Annotated in this window: 15 protein-coding genes; 1 reads left to right on the top strand and 14 read right to left on the bottom strand. The window is 58.2% G+C overall.

Translation table 11 applies throughout. From position 1 onward, the window contains the following. The first annotated feature begins 12 nt into the window (after positions 1–12). Positions 13–681 carry a 6-phosphogluconate phosphatase gene (yieH, locus tag ACUTQY_RS19080; protein WP_033645152.1) on the top strand — a complete coding sequence of 223 codons (669 nt, stop codon included), beginning with the start codon at positions 13–15 and terminating at the stop codon, positions 679–681. Here the strand turns inward: yieH and ACUTQY_RS19075 are convergent. From ACUTQY_RS19075 to atpA, 14 genes are all read right to left on the bottom strand, one after another. Beyond that, positions 678–1,418, bottom strand: a complete 741-nt coding sequence (locus ACUTQY_RS19075) for an amino acid ABC transporter permease (RefSeq protein ID WP_033645153.1) — start codon at positions 1,416–1,418, stop codon at positions 678–680. The two genes, yieH and ACUTQY_RS19075, sit on opposite strands and share 4 nt — an antisense overlap. Before the next feature lies 1 nt (position 1,419). Further along, positions 1,420–2,133: an amino acid ABC transporter permease gene (locus ACUTQY_RS19070; protein ID WP_033645154.1), complete on the bottom strand. Its 714-nt coding sequence runs from the start codon at positions 2,131–2,133 to the stop codon at positions 1,420–1,422. Positions 2,134–2,214: 81 nt separating this feature from the next. Further along, complete coding sequence (locus ACUTQY_RS19065; protein WP_025304747.1) at positions 2,215–3,054, bottom strand: ABC transporter substrate-binding protein; 840 nt, start codon at positions 3,052–3,054, stop codon at positions 2,215–2,217. A 168-nt stretch (positions 3,055–3,222) separates the two neighbouring features. Further along, on the bottom strand, positions 3,223–3,957 hold the full coding sequence (gene phoU, locus ACUTQY_RS19060) for a phosphate signaling complex protein PhoU (RefSeq protein ID WP_004933833.1): 735 nt from the start codon (positions 3,955–3,957) through the stop codon (positions 3,223–3,225). 11 nt (positions 3,958–3,968) lie between these two features. Beyond that, complete coding sequence (gene pstB / locus ACUTQY_RS19055) at positions 3,969–4,739, bottom strand: phosphate ABC transporter ATP-binding protein PstB (RefSeq protein WP_016929614.1); 771 nt, start codon at positions 4,737–4,739, stop codon at positions 3,969–3,971. 54 nt (positions 4,740–4,793) lie between these two features. Next, positions 4,794–5,684, bottom strand: coding sequence for a phosphate ABC transporter permease PstA (pstA, locus tag ACUTQY_RS19050; RefSeq protein WP_019455481.1), 891 nt, complete (start codon positions 5,682–5,684; stop codon positions 4,794–4,796). Position 5,685: 1 nt separating this feature from the next. Beyond that, a complete protein-coding gene (pstC, locus tag ACUTQY_RS19045) occupies positions 5,686–6,642 on the bottom strand; it encodes a phosphate ABC transporter permease PstC (RefSeq protein WP_004933822.1) in 957 nt (318 codons plus the stop codon). Between the two features lie 91 nt (positions 6,643–6,733). Then, positions 6,734–7,774 carry a phosphate ABC transporter substrate-binding protein PstS gene (pstS, locus tag ACUTQY_RS19040; protein WP_033645155.1) on the bottom strand — a complete coding sequence of 347 codons (1,041 nt, stop codon included), beginning with the start codon at positions 7,772–7,774 and terminating at the stop codon, positions 6,734–6,736. A gap of 336 nt (positions 7,775–8,110) precedes the next feature. Beyond that, positions 8,111–9,940: a glutamine--fructose-6-phosphate transaminase (isomerizing) gene (glmS, locus tag ACUTQY_RS19035; protein ID WP_089197565.1), complete on the bottom strand. Its 1,830-nt coding sequence runs from the start codon at positions 9,938–9,940 to the stop codon at positions 8,111–8,113. 152 nt (positions 9,941–10,092) lie between these two features. Continuing rightward, positions 10,093–11,466, bottom strand: a complete 1,374-nt coding sequence (glmU, locus tag ACUTQY_RS19030; protein ID WP_046687989.1) for a bifunctional UDP-N-acetylglucosamine diphosphorylase/glucosamine-1-phosphate N-acetyltransferase GlmU — start codon at positions 11,464–11,466, stop codon at positions 10,093–10,095. A gap of 290 nt (positions 11,467–11,756) precedes the next feature. After that, positions 11,757–12,176, bottom strand: coding sequence for a F0F1 ATP synthase subunit epsilon (locus ACUTQY_RS19025; RefSeq protein WP_004933814.1), 420 nt, complete (start codon positions 12,174–12,176; stop codon positions 11,757–11,759). A gap of 20 nt (positions 12,177–12,196) precedes the next feature. Continuing rightward, entirely contained in the window at positions 12,197–13,579 is a 1,383-nt protein-coding gene (atpD, locus tag ACUTQY_RS19020) for a F0F1 ATP synthase subunit beta (RefSeq protein ID WP_004933813.1), read from the bottom strand. A gap of 32 nt (positions 13,580–13,611) precedes the next feature. Further along, on the bottom strand, positions 13,612–14,475 hold the full coding sequence (gene atpG / locus ACUTQY_RS19015; protein ID WP_004933811.1) for a F0F1 ATP synthase subunit gamma: 864 nt from the start codon (positions 14,473–14,475) through the stop codon (positions 13,612–13,614). 59 nt (positions 14,476–14,534) lie between these two features. After that, complete coding sequence (atpA, locus tag ACUTQY_RS19010; RefSeq protein WP_046687988.1) at positions 14,535–16,076, bottom strand: F0F1 ATP synthase subunit alpha; 1,542 nt, start codon at positions 16,074–16,076, stop codon at positions 14,535–14,537. Positions 16,077–16,080 lie beyond the last annotated feature (4 nt).

Here is a 16,080-nt window from a genome sequence, read left to right as displayed (position 1 = left end):
AACCTGTCCCGCATGAATCAGATTGACTGCATTTTGTTCGACTGCGACGGCACGCTGGTGGACAGCGAAGTGCTGTGCAGCAAAGCCTATGTCCATATGTTCGCCCGCTACGGCATTCATCTGTCGCTGGAAGAGGTATTCAAGAAATACAAAGGGGTGAAGCTGTACGAGATCATCGATCGGGTCAACGCCGAGCAGGGCACGGACCTGGTAAAAGAGACGCTGGAGCCGCTGTATCGGCAGGAAGTGGCGCGGCTGTTCGACAGCGAACTGCAACAGATTGCCGGCGCCCGCGAGCTGCTGGCGCAGGTGACGGTGCCAGTCTGCACCGTCTCCAACGGGCCGGTCAGCAAGATGCAGCACTCGCTCGGCCTGACCGGCATGCTGCCTTATTTTGATGACCGGTTGTTCAGCGGCTATGACATTCAGCGCTGGAAGCCGGATCCGGCGATCGTGTTTCACGCCGCCGAACAGATGCAGGTGCCGGTGACGCGCTGCATCCTGGTGGACGATTCGCCCGCCGGCGCGCAGGCCGGCATCAATGCCGGCATCCCGGTCTTTTACTTCTGCGCCGATCCGCATAACCCGCCGATCGACCACCCGCTGGTGACGACGTTTGACGACCTGGCGCAATTGCCCGCGCTGTGGCGCGAACGCGGCTGGCGGCTGACGGCCGATTAACTGGCCGGCAACGGCGGCTTGTTGCGCCACCAGCGCCAGGAGCGCTTCAGGCCGCGGGTTTGCGCGCCGAAGCGGCGGTTGACCGCGTTGGCCAGCAGATCGAGCGCCAGGCAGAACACGAAATAGACCAGCGCCACGAACAGGAATACTTCCATCGGGTAGACCATGCTGCGGTTGTTGACCTGGGTCGCCAGGAAGGTCAGTTCGCCAACGCCGACGATATAAGCCAACGAGGTGTCTTTGATCAGAGAAATCCACTGGTTTATGAACGACGGCACCATCATGCGCAGCGCCTGCGGCAGCACGATCATGCGCAGCGTCTGCCAGCGGGTCAGCCCCAGAGAAAGCCCGGCCTGCCACTGACCGGGGCCGATCGCGGCGATGCCGGCTTTCACCGCATGGGCCAGATAGGCCGAGGCGATCAGCGCCAGCGCGCACACGACGGTGGTGATTTCCGGGATCTCGACGCCAAACACCATCGGCAACAGGAAATAGGTCCAGAAGATCAGCATGATGACCGGAATGGCGCGGAAAAAGCCCAACACCGCCGCCAGCAGCCCGGCGGCGATGCCGCGCGACATCGCCAGCGCCACGCCGAGCAGGGTGCCGAGCACCGCCGAGGCGACCCCGGCCATCAGACTGATCGCCAACGTCAGCGCCGCGCCGCCCAGCGGCCCATCCGGCCAGGTGCCCCACAGCAGGTAGCCCAGGTTGTCGTGAATCACGCTGAAATCCATCTCAATGCCCTCCCAGCGGTTTACGCTGTTGTCGCCACATGCCCCAGCCTTCCAGCAGCGCGATGATGGCGATATACAGTACCGTCGCCACGCCGAACGCCTGGAAAGTGCGCAGGGTTTCGGTTTCGACCTGACGCGAGGCGTAAGAGAGTTCGGCCACGCCGATCGCCATGGTCAACGACGAGTTCTTGATCACGTTCATGTATTGGCCCAGCAGCGGCGGCAGCGCGATTTTCAGCGCCTGCGGCAGCACCACATAGCGCATCGCCTGCCAGCCGGTCAGCCCCAGCGCCTGAGCGGCATATTTCTGCCCGCCGGCGACGCCGCGAATACCGGAGCGGATCTCTTCGGCGATAAAGGCGGTGGAGTATAGCGTCAGGCCGAAGAAACCGGCGAGAAACTCGAACGACGGCCACTCAAGCGGGCCAACCTGATGGGCGCTGTTCAGCCACTGCATGGCGGCGGACGGCAGGATCTGCCCGGCGGCGAAGTACCAGAAGAACAGCTGCACCAGCAGCGGCGTATTGCGAAACAGCGAACTGTACCCCATCGCCAGCCAGCGCAACGGCCGCAGGCTGCTGTCGCGCATCGCCGCCAGCACAAAGCCCAGCAGCGTAGCCGCCAGCCCCGCACAGGCGGAAAGCCACAGCGTCAGCAGAAAACCGTGCCACAGCCAGCTCAGGTATTGCGGCGCCAGCAGCCAGTCCAGGTTCATGTTCAATCCTTGTCTTGCAGAATGCATCAGGGGCGCAGCAAGCTGCGCCCCTCCGTGCCTATCTCACCGCAAGCGGTTAAGTCAGGCTTTTGGTTGCTGATCCAAAGGCGCGATTTTGAAATCGCCGCGCGGTTGAGCGGATTTGGTTTCCGGCCCGAACCAGCGATCGTAAATCTTAACCGCTTCGCCGTCTTTTTCCAGCTTGATCAGCGTCTCGTTCACCGCGGCGGTCAGGCGATCTTCACCCTTGGGAATGCCCACGCCCTGATACTCTTTGGTCAGGCTGAACGGCGAAATTTCAAACTCCGCCTTTTGCGCCGCCGGCAGGTTGCCGAGCAGGCCGACCAGCTTGGCGTCGTCCTGAGTGATCGCCTGCACGTTGCCGTTACGCAGCGCCACAAACGCCAGCGGGGTATCATCGTAGGAGATCACTTTCGCCGTTGGGAAACGCTCGCGCAGGGTGATTTCCTGCACCGTGCCCTTATCCGCGCCGATGCGCAGCTTCTTGATGTCTTCCGGCGTTTTCAACACGCCTTTGCGGGCGATGAATTTCTGGCCAGTGGCGAAGTACGGCACGCTGAAGTTCACTTCCTTGGCGCGCTCGTCGGTAATGGTGAAGTTGGCGGCAATCAGGTCAACCTTCTTCGACACCAGCAGCGGAATGCGGTTGGCCGGGTTGGTGGCGCGCAGCTCCACTTTCACCCCCAGCGCTTTGCCGATCGCGTCGGCGACATCCACATCGTAGCCCACCAGCTTCTTGCTCTGCGGATCGATGTAGCCGAACGGCGGGTTGCTGTCGAACACCGCGATGCGCACCACGCCGGCTTGCTTGATATCGTCAAGTTTGTCCGCGTGCGCGGCGCCGGCGGCGAAACCGGTCAGACTGGCTAACAACGTTAAGGCCAAAGCGCGATGTTTCATAGAAAGCTCCTAAGTGGTTGATGTCCTGCTGGCGGATAAGCTAGCAAGCGCCACATAGGTCAGGAAATAATATAAAAAGCTATATTTATAACCTTTTTATCTTTACGAGCTTAAGATGGAATAAAGGCGCGGGAAACCGCGCCTTGGAAGGATATTACCCGGAAAGGGTTAGTCGTCTTTTTCGTCTTTACCGCCCGGAGACAGCAGCTTTTCCAGGGCGTCGCCGCCCAAATGACGGAAATCCTGTCCTTTGACGAAATAGAAGATAAATTCGCAGATGTTCTGGCAGCGATCGCCGATACGCTCGATAGAACGAGCGCAGAACAGCGCGGTCAGCACGCTCGGAATGGTGCGCGAATCTTCCATCATGTAGGTCATCAGCTGACGTACGATGCCTTCGTATTCCTGGTCGACCTTTTTATCTTCACGGTAAATACGGATCGCCTCGTCCAGATCCATGCGCGCGAACGCGTCCAGCACGTCGTGCAGCATCTGCACGGTGTGGCGCCCCAGCGACTCCAGGCTGACCAGCAGCGGCTGGTGCTGGTGCGAGAACTTCTCCAGCGCGGTGCGGCAGATCTTGTCCGCCACGTCGCCGATGCGTTCCAGCTCGGAAATGGTTTTGATGATCGCCATCACCAGACGCAGATCGCTGGCGGTCGGCTGGCGCTTGGCGATAATGCGCACGCAGGCTTCGTCGATCGCCACTTCCATCATGTTGACCTTGGCGTCGCCTTCGATCACGCGCTTGGCCAGCTCGCCATCCTGATTGTGCATCGCGGTGATGGCGTCGGTCAGCTGCTGCTCCACCAGCCCGCCCATGGTCAGCACCTGGGTGCGGATATGCTCGAGCTCTGCGTTGAACTGGCCGGAAATGTGTTTGTTTAAATTCAGGTTATCCATGATGCTTCCTATCAACCATAACGGCCAGTGATGTAGTCTTCAGTCTGCTTTTTCTGCGGCGCAGTGAACAGGTTATCAGTATCACTGAACTCGATCAGCTCGCCCAGATACATAAATGCGGTAGAGTCGGAGCAGCGCGCCGCCTGCTGCATGTTGTGCGTCACGATCACCACGGTGTAATCAGCCTTCAGCTCGCTGATCAGCTCTTCAATCTTGCCGGTTGAGATCGGATCCAGCGCCGAGCAAGGCTCATCCAGCAACAGCACTTCCGGACGAATGGCGATGCCGCGGGCGATGCACAGACGCTGCTGCTGGCCGCCGGAGAGGCTGTAGCCGCTCTGGTGCAGCTTGTCCTTGGTTTCGTTCCACAGCGCCGCTTTGGTCAGCGCCCACTGCACGCGCTCGTCCATATCGGCGCGCGACAGCTTTTCAAACAGGCGAACGCCGAAGGCGATGTTGTCGTAAATCGACATCGGGAACGGCGTCGGCTTCTGGAACACCATGCCGACCTTGGCGCGCAGCAGCGCGATATCCGAGTTGTCGGTCAGGATGTTCTGGCCGTCCAGCAGAATGCCGCCTTCCGCACGCTGTTCCGGGTACAGCTGGTACATCTTGTTGAAGGTGCGCAGCAGGGTGGACTTGCCACAGCCGGATGGGCCGATAAACGCGGTGACCTTGTTCTTGGCGATATCCAGCGTGATGTTCTTCAGCGCATGGAATTTGCCGTAGTAGAAGTTCAGATCGCGTACCTGAATTTTGCTGCTGGAAGCGTCAGTAACCATACTCATCAAGACTTCTCTCTTTTCATCAGCGCCGCCAAAGCGGCGCTCAAAATTTTATGAATGCTTTTTCTTGGCGAAAATCACGCGCGCCAGGATATTCAGTAACAGTACGCACAGGGTGATTAACAGCACCCCGGCCCAGGCCAGCTGTTGCCATTCGGCGAACGGGCTCATGGCGAATTTGAAGATGGTCACCGGCAGGTTGGCGATCGGCTGCATCAGGTCGGTGCTCCAGAACTGGTTCGACAGCGAGGTGAACAGCAGCGGTGCCGTTTCCCCCGCAATACGCGCAATCGCCAGCAGCACGCCGGTGATGATGCCGGACACCGACGCCTTCAGCGTGATGGCGGAAATCATGCGCCATTTCGGCGTGCCCAGCGCATAAGCGGCCTCGCGCAGCGTATCCGGCACCAGTTTCAGCATGTTCTCGGTGGTGCGAATGACGATCGGCACCTGCAGCAGCGCCAGCGCCACGATGCCAGCCCAACCGGAGAAGTGTTCCATCTTCGCCACCACAATGGTGTAAACGAACAGGCCCACCACGATCGACGGTGCAGACAACAGAATATCGTTGATAAAGCGGATCACTTCCGCCAACCAGGATTTACGTCCGTATTCTGCCAGGTAAATACCGGCCATGATGCCCAGCGGCGTGCCGAAGATGGTCGCCCACAGGATCAACAGCCCGCTGCCGGCGATGGCGTTGGCCAAGCCGCCGCCCGCGGTGTTCGGCGGCGGGGTCATCTCGGTGAACAGCGCCAGCGACATGCCGTCGAAGCCTTTGGTCACGGTGGCGATAAGGATCCAGATCAGCCAGAACAGCCCGAACGCCATGGTCGCCATCGACAGGAACAGCGCGAGGCGGTTTTTCTGCCGGCGCCAGGCCTGCATTTTGCGGCGGCTTTCCGCCAGAACGACTGCGTTTTGCATATCCATCGTCGCCATGTTAACGCCCCTCATTCTTGGCCAGACGCATGATCATCAGTTTCGACAGCGCCAGCACGATAAAGGTGATAACAAACAGAATCAGGCCCAGCTCCATCAGTGCGGCGGTGTGCACGCCGGACTCGGCTTCGGCGAATTCGTTGGCCAGCGCCGAGGTGATGCTGTTGCCCGGCATGTACAGCGAAGCGCTGTCGAGCTGGTAGGTGTTGCCGATGATAAAGGTTACCGCCATGGTCTCCCCCAACGCTCGGCCCAGGCCCAGCATCACGCCGCCGATGACGCCGTTTTTGGTGAACGGCAGCACGATGCGCCAGATGACTTCCCAGGTGGTGCAGCCGATGCCGTAGGCCGACTCTTTCATCATTACCGGCGTCTGCTCGAACACGTCGCGCATCACCGCGGCGATGTAAGGAATGATCATGATAGCCAGGATCACCCCGGCGGCCAGAATGCCGATGCCGAAGGCCGGGCCGGAGAACAACTCGCCGACGATAGGAATGCCCGACAGCACTTCGCCCACCGGCGTCTGGAAATATTCGGCGAACAGCGGGGCGAACACGAACAGGCCCCACATGCCGTAGACGATGCTCGGGATGGCCGCCAGCAGCTCAATGGCGATGCCCAGCGGCCGCTTCAACCAGTTCGGCGCCAGTTCGGTCAGGAACAGCGCGATGCCGAAACTCACCGGCACGGCGATAATCAGCGCGATGAGCGAGGTGACCACGGTGCCGTAGATAGGCACCAGCGCGCCGAACTGCTCCGCCGGCGCATCCCACTCTTTGGTCCACAGGAAGGCGAAGCCGAATTTCTGCATGCTTGGCCAGGAGGCGAAGATCAGCGAAACGATGATGCCGCCCAGCAACAATAGGGTAATCAGCGCAGCCAGTCTCACCAGCGCGCTGAAAATGATGTCACCGTTTTTGCCCGGTGCTTTGATGGTCGGCTTGTACTCAGCCATAGATTACTCTCTGTTTGAACCCTGGCAGCCCCAACCGGGATCGGAGCCTGAAGAACTGTGTGGGGCGCGGCGAACCCGCGCCCCTGCGTTGTTAGTACAGCGCTTTACCTGAACTGTCTTTTACGTTGGTTTTCCAGGCCGCACGCACCTGCTCAACCACTTCTTTCGGCAGGGTGGCGTAATCCAGTTCGTTAGCCTGCTTGCCGCCGGTTTTGTAGGCCCAGTCGAAGAACTTCAGCACTTCGGCGCCCTGAGCAGGGTTTTTCTGCTCTTTATGCACCAGGATGAAGGTGGTGGAGGTGATTGGCCACACGTTGTCGCCTTTCTGGTCAGTCAGATCCTGAGCAAAGGTTTTGCTCCAATCCGCACCCTTAGCGGCGTTGCTGAAGCTCTCTTCGGTCGGGCTGACCGGTTTGCCGTCGGCGGACACCAGCTTGGTGTAAGCCAGGTTGTTCTGCTTGGCGTAAGCGTATTCTACGTAGCCGATAGAGCCAGGCAGACGCTGAACGAAGGCGGCGATGCCGTCGTTGCCTTTGCCGCCCAGACCGGTCGGCCAGTTAACGGTAGAACCGGCGCCGATCTTCTCTTTCCACTGCGCGTTCACCTTGGACAGGTAGCTGGTAAACACGAACGAGGTGCCGGAACCGTCGGCGCGGCGCACCACGGCGATGTTCTGGTCAGGCAGTTTCACGCCTGGGTTCAGCTTGGTGATAGCCGGATCGTTCCACTTTTTGACGTTGCCCAGGTAGATATCACCCAGGGTTTTACCGTCCAGCGTCAGTTCGCCGGATTTGATGCCCGGGATATTCACAGCCAGCACCACGCCGCCGATCACGGTCGGGAACTGGAACAGGCCATCGGCCGCCAGTTTGTCGTCAGACAGCGGGGCGTCGGAAGCGCCAAAGTCAACGGTGTTGGCCACGATTTGCTTCACGCCGCCAGAGGAGCCGATGCCCTGATAGTTAACTTTGTTGCCGGTTTCTTTCTGATAAGAATCTGCCCACTTGGCGTAAACCGGAGCGGGGAATGTCGCACCTGCACCGGTCAGGCTGGCAGCAGCGAACGCGGACACGGCGGTCAGGGAGAAGGTCGCTGCCACAATACTGGCGACGGTGGTACGCATCAGTTTCATAATCCCTCCTAATGGGATACTTAAAATCGACGTCGAGTCGTTTTAATCAGAGTAAGTATTGCTGCAGGAGGGAAAATAGGACAGTTTGGTGACAGAAAAATGTACGCAATATGACAGTTATATTACAGTGCATTTGAATGGGGTTTGTTTATTTAAAAATCAATCAATTAAATCAAAAATAGCGCAATTGCCAAACAACAAAAAAACCGTTTGGGCACGGCCTATCCGCTTGAATATGACAATGTTTATCGCCGAATCGGTCGCGCTGTCATCTTTAAGGTCACTCATGAAAAAAGCCGGCGCGAAGGCCGGCTTTTGCAGTTTACCTGCGGCAAATTACTCTACGGTGACAGACTTCGCCAGGTTGCGCGGTTGGTCAACGTCGGTGCCCTTGATCAGCGCCACGTGGTAAGACAGCAGCTGCAACGGCACGGTGTAGAAGATCGGCGCCACGATTTCCTCAACGTGCGGTAGAGGAATGATGGTCATGCCTTCGCTGCTGACGAAGCCGGCGTCCTGATCGGCGAACACGTACAGCTGACCGCCGCGCGCGCGCACTTCTTCAATGTTGGACTTCAGCTTTTCCAGCAGTTCGTTGTTCGGCGCCACCACGATCACCGGCATATCGGCGTCGATCAGCGCCAGCGGGCCGTGTTTCAACTCACCCGCCGCATAAGCTTCAGCGTGAATATAGGAGATCTCTTTCAGCTTCAGCGCCCCTTCCATGGCGATCGGGTACTGATCGCCGCGGCCGAGGAACAGCGCATGATGTTTGTCCGAGAAACCTTCCGCCAGCGCTTCGATCTCTTTATCCATCGACAGCATCTGCTCAATACGCGCCGGCAGCGCCTGCAGGCCGTGCACAATCTCCTGCTCCACGCTTTCCGCCATGCCTTTCAGACGGCCCAGGCGCGCCACCAGCATCAACAGCACGGTGAGCTGCGTGGTAAAGGCTTTGGTCGAAGCAACGCCGATTTCCGTGCCCGCTTTGGTCATCAACGCCAGATCGGATTCGCGCACCAGCGAAGACCCCGCAACGTTACAAACGGCCAGCGAACCGAGATAACCCAGCTCTTTGGACAGACGCAGCGCCGCTAACGTGTCGGCGGTTTCGCCGGACTGCGACAGGGTGATGATCAGGCTGCCCGGACGCACCGCCGATTTGCGGTAACGGAATTCGGACGCGATCTCGACATCGCACGGCACGCCGGCCAGCGCTTCAAACCAGTAACGCGCCACCATCCCGGAGTGGTAAGAAGTCCCACAGGCGATGATCTGCACGTGCTGCACCTTGGCCAGCAGCTCGTCGGCGTGCGGGCCCAGCTCGCTCAGGTTGATTTGGCCATGACTGAAACGCCCTTCCAGGGTGTTTTTCAGCGCCAGCGGCTGTTCGTAAATCTCTTTTTGCATGTAGTGGCGGTAAGCGCCCTTGTCGCCGGCGTCATACTGCACCTGGGACTCGATCTCAGGGCGCTCGATGGCGTTACCCTGCTTGTCGAAGATGTTGACGGTGCGGCGAGTCACCTCCACCACATCGCCTTCTTCCAGGAAGATGAAGCGGCGGGTGACCGGCAGCAACGCCAGCTGATCGGAAGCGATGAAGTTTTCCCCGACGCCGCGACCGATAACCAGCGGGCTGCCGGAGCGCGCCGCGACCAATACGCTCGGATCGCGGCTGTCCATCACCACGGTGCCGTAAGCGCCGCGCAGCTGTGGGATCACGCGCTGAACCACTTCGAGCAGCGTACCGCCCTGCAGCTGTTCCCAGTGCACCAGGTGCGCGATCACTTCGGTGTCGGTTTCAGAGTTGAAGCGGTAACCGCGTTCGATCAGCAGTTCGCGCAGCGGCTCGTGGTTTTCGATGATGCCGTTATGCACCACGGTAATGTAGTCGGAAACATGCGGGTGCGCGTTCGCTTCGGTCGGTTCACCGTGCGTTGCCCAACGGGTGTGAGCGATGCCGGTGCCGCCGTGCAGATCGGTCTGCTCCGCCGCTTCGGCCAGTTTTTGCACCTTGCCTACGCGACGCAGGCGACTGACGTTGCCTTGATCGTCGACCACCGCCAGACCGGCGGAGTCGTAACCGCGGTACTCAAGACGACGTAAACCTTCCAGCAGAATTTCTGCGATATCACGTTGCGCTACTGCGCCTACAATTCCACACATTCGGTTATATTCCTAATGAACGCCTTTTATGGGCGTTTTCGATGCCTTGACCTGATTTTTGCCGGTTTTACCGTGCGTCCCCCGAGCCTGTAGATGGTGGGGGTTATTATGTTTTGTATTGGGCTCGTGAATGGAGCCCAACGCAAAACACACTATGACTTCTTCTTCACCGGGCGCTGCCAGCCCTGAATGTGCACCTGCTTGACGCGGCTCAGCACCAGTTCGTTTTCGGCGATATCTCGCGTCACCGTGGTGCCGGCGGCAATGGTGGCCCCTTTGCCGACCGACACCGGCGCCACCAGCTGAGTATCGGAACCGACGAACACGCCATCGCCGATCAGCGTCTTGTGCTTATTGGCGCCATCGTAATTGCAGGTGATGGTGCCGGCGCCGATATTCACGTCATCGCCAATGTCGGCATCGCCCAGGTAGCTGAGGTGACCGGCCTTGGAGCCTTTGCCCAATCGCGCCTTTTTCATTTCCACGAAGTTGCCGACGTGGGCCCCTGTTGCCAGCTCCGCGCCAGGGCGCAGGCGGGCGAACGGCCCAACGGAGCAGGCGGCTTCCAGCACGCTGTCTTCCAGGACGCTGTAAGGGCTGATCTCGCAGTCATCACCGATCACGCAGTTTTTCAGCACGCAGCCGGCGCCGATTTTCACCCGGTCGCCCAGCTTGACGTGACCTTCGATAATCACATTCGCATCAATAGTGATGTCGCGGCCGTGAACAAGTTCACCGCGCAGGTCGAAACGCGCCGGATCCAACAACATTACGCCGGCCAGCAGCAGTTTTTCAGACTGTTCCGACTGGAACACGCGCTCCAGGGTCGCCAGCTGCTGTCGGTTGTTCACGCCTTCCACTTCGCTCAAACGCGATGGGTGCACGGCTTCGATTTTCTTGCCGTCGGCATGCGCCAACGCAATGATATCGGTGATGTAAAACTCGCCCTGAGCGTTGTCGTTGTTCAACATCCCCAGCCAGCGCTTCAGATCGCGCCCATTCGCCACCAGGATGCCGGTATTGATCTCATTGATCTGACGCTGCGCTTCGCTGGCGTCCTTGTGTTCGACGATGCCCACCACGTCACCCTGCTCGCGCACGATGCGGCCATAGCCACTCGGATCGTCCAGCTTGACCGTCAGCAGGCCGATGCCGCCCTGCGGCTTGGCCGCCAACAGGCGCGTGAGCGTATCGACGGAGATCAACGGCACGTCGCCATACAGCATCAACACGTCTTCATCGTCGGCAAAATGCGGCGCCGCCTGCTGCATCGCATGGCCAGTGCCCAGTTGCTCGGCCTGCAGCACCCAGTTCAGCGCGCCTTCGGTCAACGTGCTTTTCAGCAGATCGCCGCCATGGCCGTATACCAGGTGTACATGTTGCGCGCCCAGTTTCATCGCGGCATCAATGACGTGTTGCACCATCGGCTTGCCGGCCAACGGATGCAACACTTTGGGAAGATCGGAATACATGCGCGTACCCTTGCCTGCGGCGAGGATAACCACGCTCATTGCGCTGTTCGACATAAGCAACCTGATAACTCCATTTTGATAGACGAAAGTAAAACCGTTTAGCGACGATATTACTACATATTTCTCATCACGAAACCGTCGCAGGCCGCGCAGCGCTTGGCCTGCCACCATCATGTCCAATTAGGCTTCAGGACGAAAAAACTGTCGGTGATTGGCGACGGCTCCACCCTGGATATCAGGGTTACATACCACTTTCTACGCCGGGCTGAAATACTTATTTTAAAGTAAAAAAAAAGCGACCCTATAGGCCGCTTTCTTAAAGTTGGGTGCTCTGCACCCAAACATTACATCGCTTTTCTGGTGAGCTCGATAACGCGCAGTTTTGCGATCGCTTTCGCCAGTTCAGCGGATGCCTGAGCATAGTCGACATCGCCATGAGAGCTGCGAATGTGTTCTTCAGCTTTACGCTTAGCTTCCAACGCTCTCGCTTCGTCGAGGTCAGTACCACGGATAGCAGTGTCCGCCAGCACGGTAACCACGCTCGGCTGCACCTCGAGGATGCCGCCGGACAGGTAGATGAACTCTTCTTCACCGTGCTGCTTAACAATACGCACCATGCCAGGCTTGATGGCAGTCAGCAGCGGCGCATGGCCAGGGAAGATCCCCAGTTCACCTTCGCTGCCTGTCACCTGGATCTTCTGCACCAGGCCGGAAAACATCTGTTTTTCCGCGCTGACTACATCCAGATGGTAAGTCATAGCCATATCACCCTCCTCTCAAGGCGTTACAGTTTCTTGGCTTTTTCCACTGCTTCTTCAATGGTGCCAACCATGTAGAACGCCTGCTCCGGCAGGTGGTCATAGTCGCCGTCCATAATGCCTTTGAAACCACGGATGGTGTCTTTCAGCGATACGAACTTGCCCGGAGAACCGGTGAAGACTTCTGCCACGAAGAACGGCTGAGACAGGAAGCGTTGGATCTTACGCGCACGGGATACGACCAGTTTGTCTTCTTCAGACAGCTCGTCCATACCCAGGATCGCGATGATATCTTTCAGTTCCTGGTAGCGTTGCAGAATGGACTGCACGCCACGCGCTACGTCGTAGTGCTCCTGGCCAACAACCAGCGGATCCAGCTGACGGCTGGTGGAATCCAGCGGGTCAACGGCCGGGTAGATACCCAGAGAAGCGATGTTACGGCTCAGTACCACGGTTGCGTCCAAGTGCGCAAAGGTGGTGGCTGGAGACGGGTCAGTCAAGTCATCCGCAGGAACGTAAACGGCCTGTACGGAAGTGATGGAACCGGTCTTAGTCGAGGTGATACGTTCTTGCAGAACGCCCATCTCTTCCGCCAGCGTCGGCTGATAACCTACCGCGGATGGCATACGGCCCAGAAGTGCGGACACTTCGGTACCGGCCAGGGTATAACGGTAGATGTTGTCAACGAACAGCAGAACGTCACGGCCTTCGTCACGGAATTTCTCCGCCATGGTCAGACCGGTCAGCGCAACGCGCAGACGGTTACCTGGTGGCTCGTTCATCTGGCCGTAAACCAGGGATACTTTGTCCAGAACGTTGGAGTCGGTCATTTCGTGGTAGAAGTCGTTACCCTCACGAGTACGCTCGCCCACGCCCGCAAACACGGAATAACCGGAGTGCTCGATCGCGATGTTACGGATCAGCTCCATCATGTTTACGGTTTTACCTACGCCCGCACCGCCGAACAGACCGACTTTACCGCCCTTGGCGAATGGACAAATCAGGTCCATTACCTTGATACCGGTTTCCAGCAGTTCCTGGGAGCTGGACAGCTCTTCGTAGCTTGGCGCCGCGCGGTGAATCGCCCAACGCTCTTCTTCGCCGATGTCGCCTTTCATGTCGATGGGTTGACCCAATACGTTCATGATACGGCCCAGGGTAGCTTTACCCACCGGCACTTCAATCGGGTGGTCCAGGTTGTTCACTTTCAGACCGCGACGCAGACCGTCGGAGGTCCCCATTGCGATACAGCGAACCACGCCACCGCCCAGCTGTTGCTGAACTTCCAACACCAGTTTTTCGGTGCCGTTTTCTACCTCAAGGGCGTCGTACACTTTTGGTACGGCATCCTGAGGGAACTCGACGTCCACCACGGCGCCGATTACCTGGATAATCTTTCCAGTAGCCATCTTGAATCCTCTACGTAATTCGTAAACCTAGCTTAAACCGCGGAGGCTCCCGAAACGATCTCGGTGAGTTCCTGAGTGATGCTGGCCTGACGCGCCTTGTTGTATACCAACTGCAGCTCTTTGATCAGGCTACCGCCGTTATCGGTTGCGGCTTTCATCGCGACCATTCGTGCGGCCTGCTCGCTGGCCAGGTTTTCCACGACGCCCTGATAAACCTGCGACTCCACATAGCGGCGCAGCAAGGTATCAAGCAGCACTTTTGGATCCGGTTCATACAGGTAATCCCAAGGCGTTTTCTTCAGCTCTTCGTCATCGGCTGGCGGTAACGGCAGCAGCTGAAGCACCTGCGGCTCTTGGGACATCGTATTAACAAATTTGTTGCTGACAATGTACAGCTTGTCCAAACGACCTTCGTCGTAGGCCTGCAGCATCACTTTCACCGGCCCGATCAGATCCGACAGGGAAGGTTTATCCCCCATGCCGGTCACCTGGGCAACCACGTTGCCGCCCACGGAACCAAAGAAAGAGGCCGCTTTAGAGCCAATCAGCGCCAAATCGGTTTCGACGCCTTTTTCGGACCAGGCTTTCATCTCCGCCAGCAGCTTTTTGAACAGGTTGATGTTCAAGCCGCCGCAGAGACCACGGTCAGTAGACACCACCAGATACCCAACGCGCTTAACGTCACGCTCATCCAGGTACGGGTGCTTGTACTCCAGATTCCCTAACGCAAGGTGACCAATCACTTTGCGCATGGTCTCTGCATAAGGACGGCTGGCCGCCATGCGATCCTGCGATTTACGCATTTTGGAGGCGGCGACCATTTCCATCGCTTTAGTGATCTTTTGCGTGTTTTGCACGCTAGCGATCTTACTACGTATCTCTTTTGCGCCGGCCATCTCTGCTTCTCCTCAGTGCCAGACGGCCTGCTGTCTTTCAACAGCAGGACCGCTCGGCGTTACCAGGACTGGGTTTTCTTGAAGGTCTCGAGGACGTTTTTCAACTTGCCCTCGATCTCATCATTGAAGTTGCCAGTTTGGTTGATGTGGTTCAGCAGTTCGGCGTGCTCGCGGTCCGCATAGGCCACCAGCGCGGCTTCGAAGCTCACCACTTTGGCGACTTCGACGTCGTTCAGGTAACCGCGTTCTGCGGCAAACAGCACCAGAGACTGTTGTGCAACCGACATCGGCGCATACTGTTTCTGTTTCAGCAGCTCGGTCACTTTCTGACCGTGGCTCAGCTGTTTGCGGGTCGCGTCGTCCAGATCGGAGGCGAACTGGGAGAACGCAGCCAGTTCACGATACTGCGCCAGCGCGGTACGGATACCACCGGACAGTTTCTTCATGATCTTGGTCTGCGCGGCGCCACCAACACGGGATACGGAGATACCCGGGTTAACTGCCGGACGAATACCGGAGTTGAACAGGTTGGATTCCAGGAAGATCTGACCATCGGTAATCGAGATTACGTTGGTCGGAACGAACGCGGAAACGTCACCCGCCTGGGTTTCAATGATCGGCAGAGCGGTCAGTGAACCGGTTTTACCTTTAACTTCACCTTTGGTGAAGGCTTCAACGTACTCGGCGTTAACGCGCGCTGCACGCTCCAGCAAGCGGGAGTGCAGGTAGAATACGTCGCCTGGGTAAGCTTCACGACCTGGCGGACGACGAAGCAGCAGGGAAATCTGGCGGTAAGCAACGGCCTGCTTGGACAGGTCATCGTACACGATCAGCGCATCTTCACCGCGGTCACGGAAGTATTCGCCCATTGCGCAACCGGCGTATGGCGCCAGGTATTGCAGTGCAGCGGATTCGGAAGCGGTCGCCACCACCACGATGGTGTTGGCCAGTGCGCCGTGCTCTTCCAGTTTGCGCACCACGTTAGCGATGGTGGACGCTTTCTGGCCGATAGCCACGTAAACACATTTGATGCCGGAGTCGCGTTGGTTGATGATCGCATCGATCGCCAGCGCGGTTTTACCGGTCTGACGGTCACCGATCACCAGCTCACGCTGGCCGCGGCCGATTGGAATCATGGCGTCAACGGATTTGTAGCCAGTCTGAACCGGCTGATCAACGGACTGACGCTCGATAACGCCTGGGGCGATAGCTTCTACCGGAGAGAAACCGTCGTTTTCAATCGGGCCTTTGCCGTCGATTGGCGCGCCCAGGGTGTTAACGACGCGGCCCAGCAGACCACGACCGACTGGAACTTCCAGGATACGGCCGGTGCATTTAACCTTCATGCCTTCGGCCAGATCCGCGTACGGACCCATGACCACGGCACCAACGGAGTCGCGCTCCAGGTTCAATGCGATTGCGTAACGGTTGCCAGGCAGCGCGATCATTTCGCCCTGCATAACTTCGGCCAGGCCGTGTACGCGGATGATCCCGTCGCTGACGGAAACGATAGTACCTTCATTGTGAGCTTCGCTCACTACATTGAACTGAGCAATGCGCTGCTTGATCAGTTCGCTGATTTCGGTGGAATTCAGTTGCATGCTC

Source organism: Serratia sp. TSA_130.1 (assembly GCF_052691795.1).
The sequence above is the reverse complement of the archived record's forward strand: the minus strand, read 5'-3'. Positions and strand labels throughout refer to the sequence as shown.

Bases quoted from the DNA above. Each gene is read 5' to 3' on its own strand.
- yieH (WP_033645152.1), top strand. From the start codon at position 13: ATGAATCAGATTGACTGCATTTTGTTCGACTGCGACGGCACGCTGGTG.
- ACUTQY_RS19075 (WP_033645153.1), bottom strand. From the start codon at position 1,418: ATGGATTTCAGCGTGATTCACGACAACCTGGGCTACCTGCTGTGGGGC.
- ACUTQY_RS19070 (WP_033645154.1), bottom strand. From the start codon at position 2,133: ATGAACCTGGACTGGCTGCTGGCGCCGCAATACCTGAGCTGGCTGTGG.
- ACUTQY_RS19065 (WP_025304747.1), bottom strand. From the start codon at position 3,054: ATGAAACATCGCGCTTTGGCCTTAACGTTGTTAGCCAGTCTGACCGGT.
- phoU (WP_004933833.1), bottom strand. From the start codon at position 3,957: ATGGATAACCTGAATTTAAACAAACACATTTCCGGCCAGTTCAACGCA.
- pstB (WP_016929614.1), bottom strand. From the start codon at position 4,739: ATGGTTACTGACGCTTCCAGCAGCAAAATTCAGGTACGCGATCTGAAC.
- pstA (WP_019455481.1), bottom strand. From the start codon at position 5,684: ATGGCGACGATGGATATGCAAAACGCAGTCGTTCTGGCGGAAAGCCGC.
- pstC (WP_004933822.1), bottom strand. From the start codon at position 6,642: ATGGCTGAGTACAAGCCGACCATCAAAGCACCGGGCAAAAACGGTGAC.
- pstS (WP_033645155.1), bottom strand. From the start codon at position 7,774: ATGAAACTGATGCGTACCACCGTCGCCAGTATTGTGGCAGCGACCTTC.
- glmS (WP_089197565.1), bottom strand. From the start codon at position 9,940: ATGTGTGGAATTGTAGGCGCAGTAGCGCAACGTGATATCGCAGAAATT.
- glmU (WP_046687989.1), bottom strand. From the start codon at position 11,466: ATGTCGAACAGCGCAATGAGCGTGGTTATCCTCGCCGCAGGCAAGGGT.
- ACUTQY_RS19025 (WP_004933814.1), bottom strand. From the start codon at position 12,176: ATGGCTATGACTTACCATCTGGATGTAGTCAGCGCGGAAAAACAGATG.
- atpD (WP_004933813.1), bottom strand. From the start codon at position 13,579: ATGGCTACTGGAAAGATTATCCAGGTAATCGGCGCCGTGGTGGACGTC.
- atpG (WP_004933811.1), bottom strand. From the start codon at position 14,475: ATGGCCGGCGCAAAAGAGATACGTAGTAAGATCGCTAGCGTGCAAAAC.
- atpA (WP_046687988.1), bottom strand. From the start codon at position 16,076: ATGCAACTGAATTCCACCGAAATCAGCGAACTGATCAAGCAGCGCATT.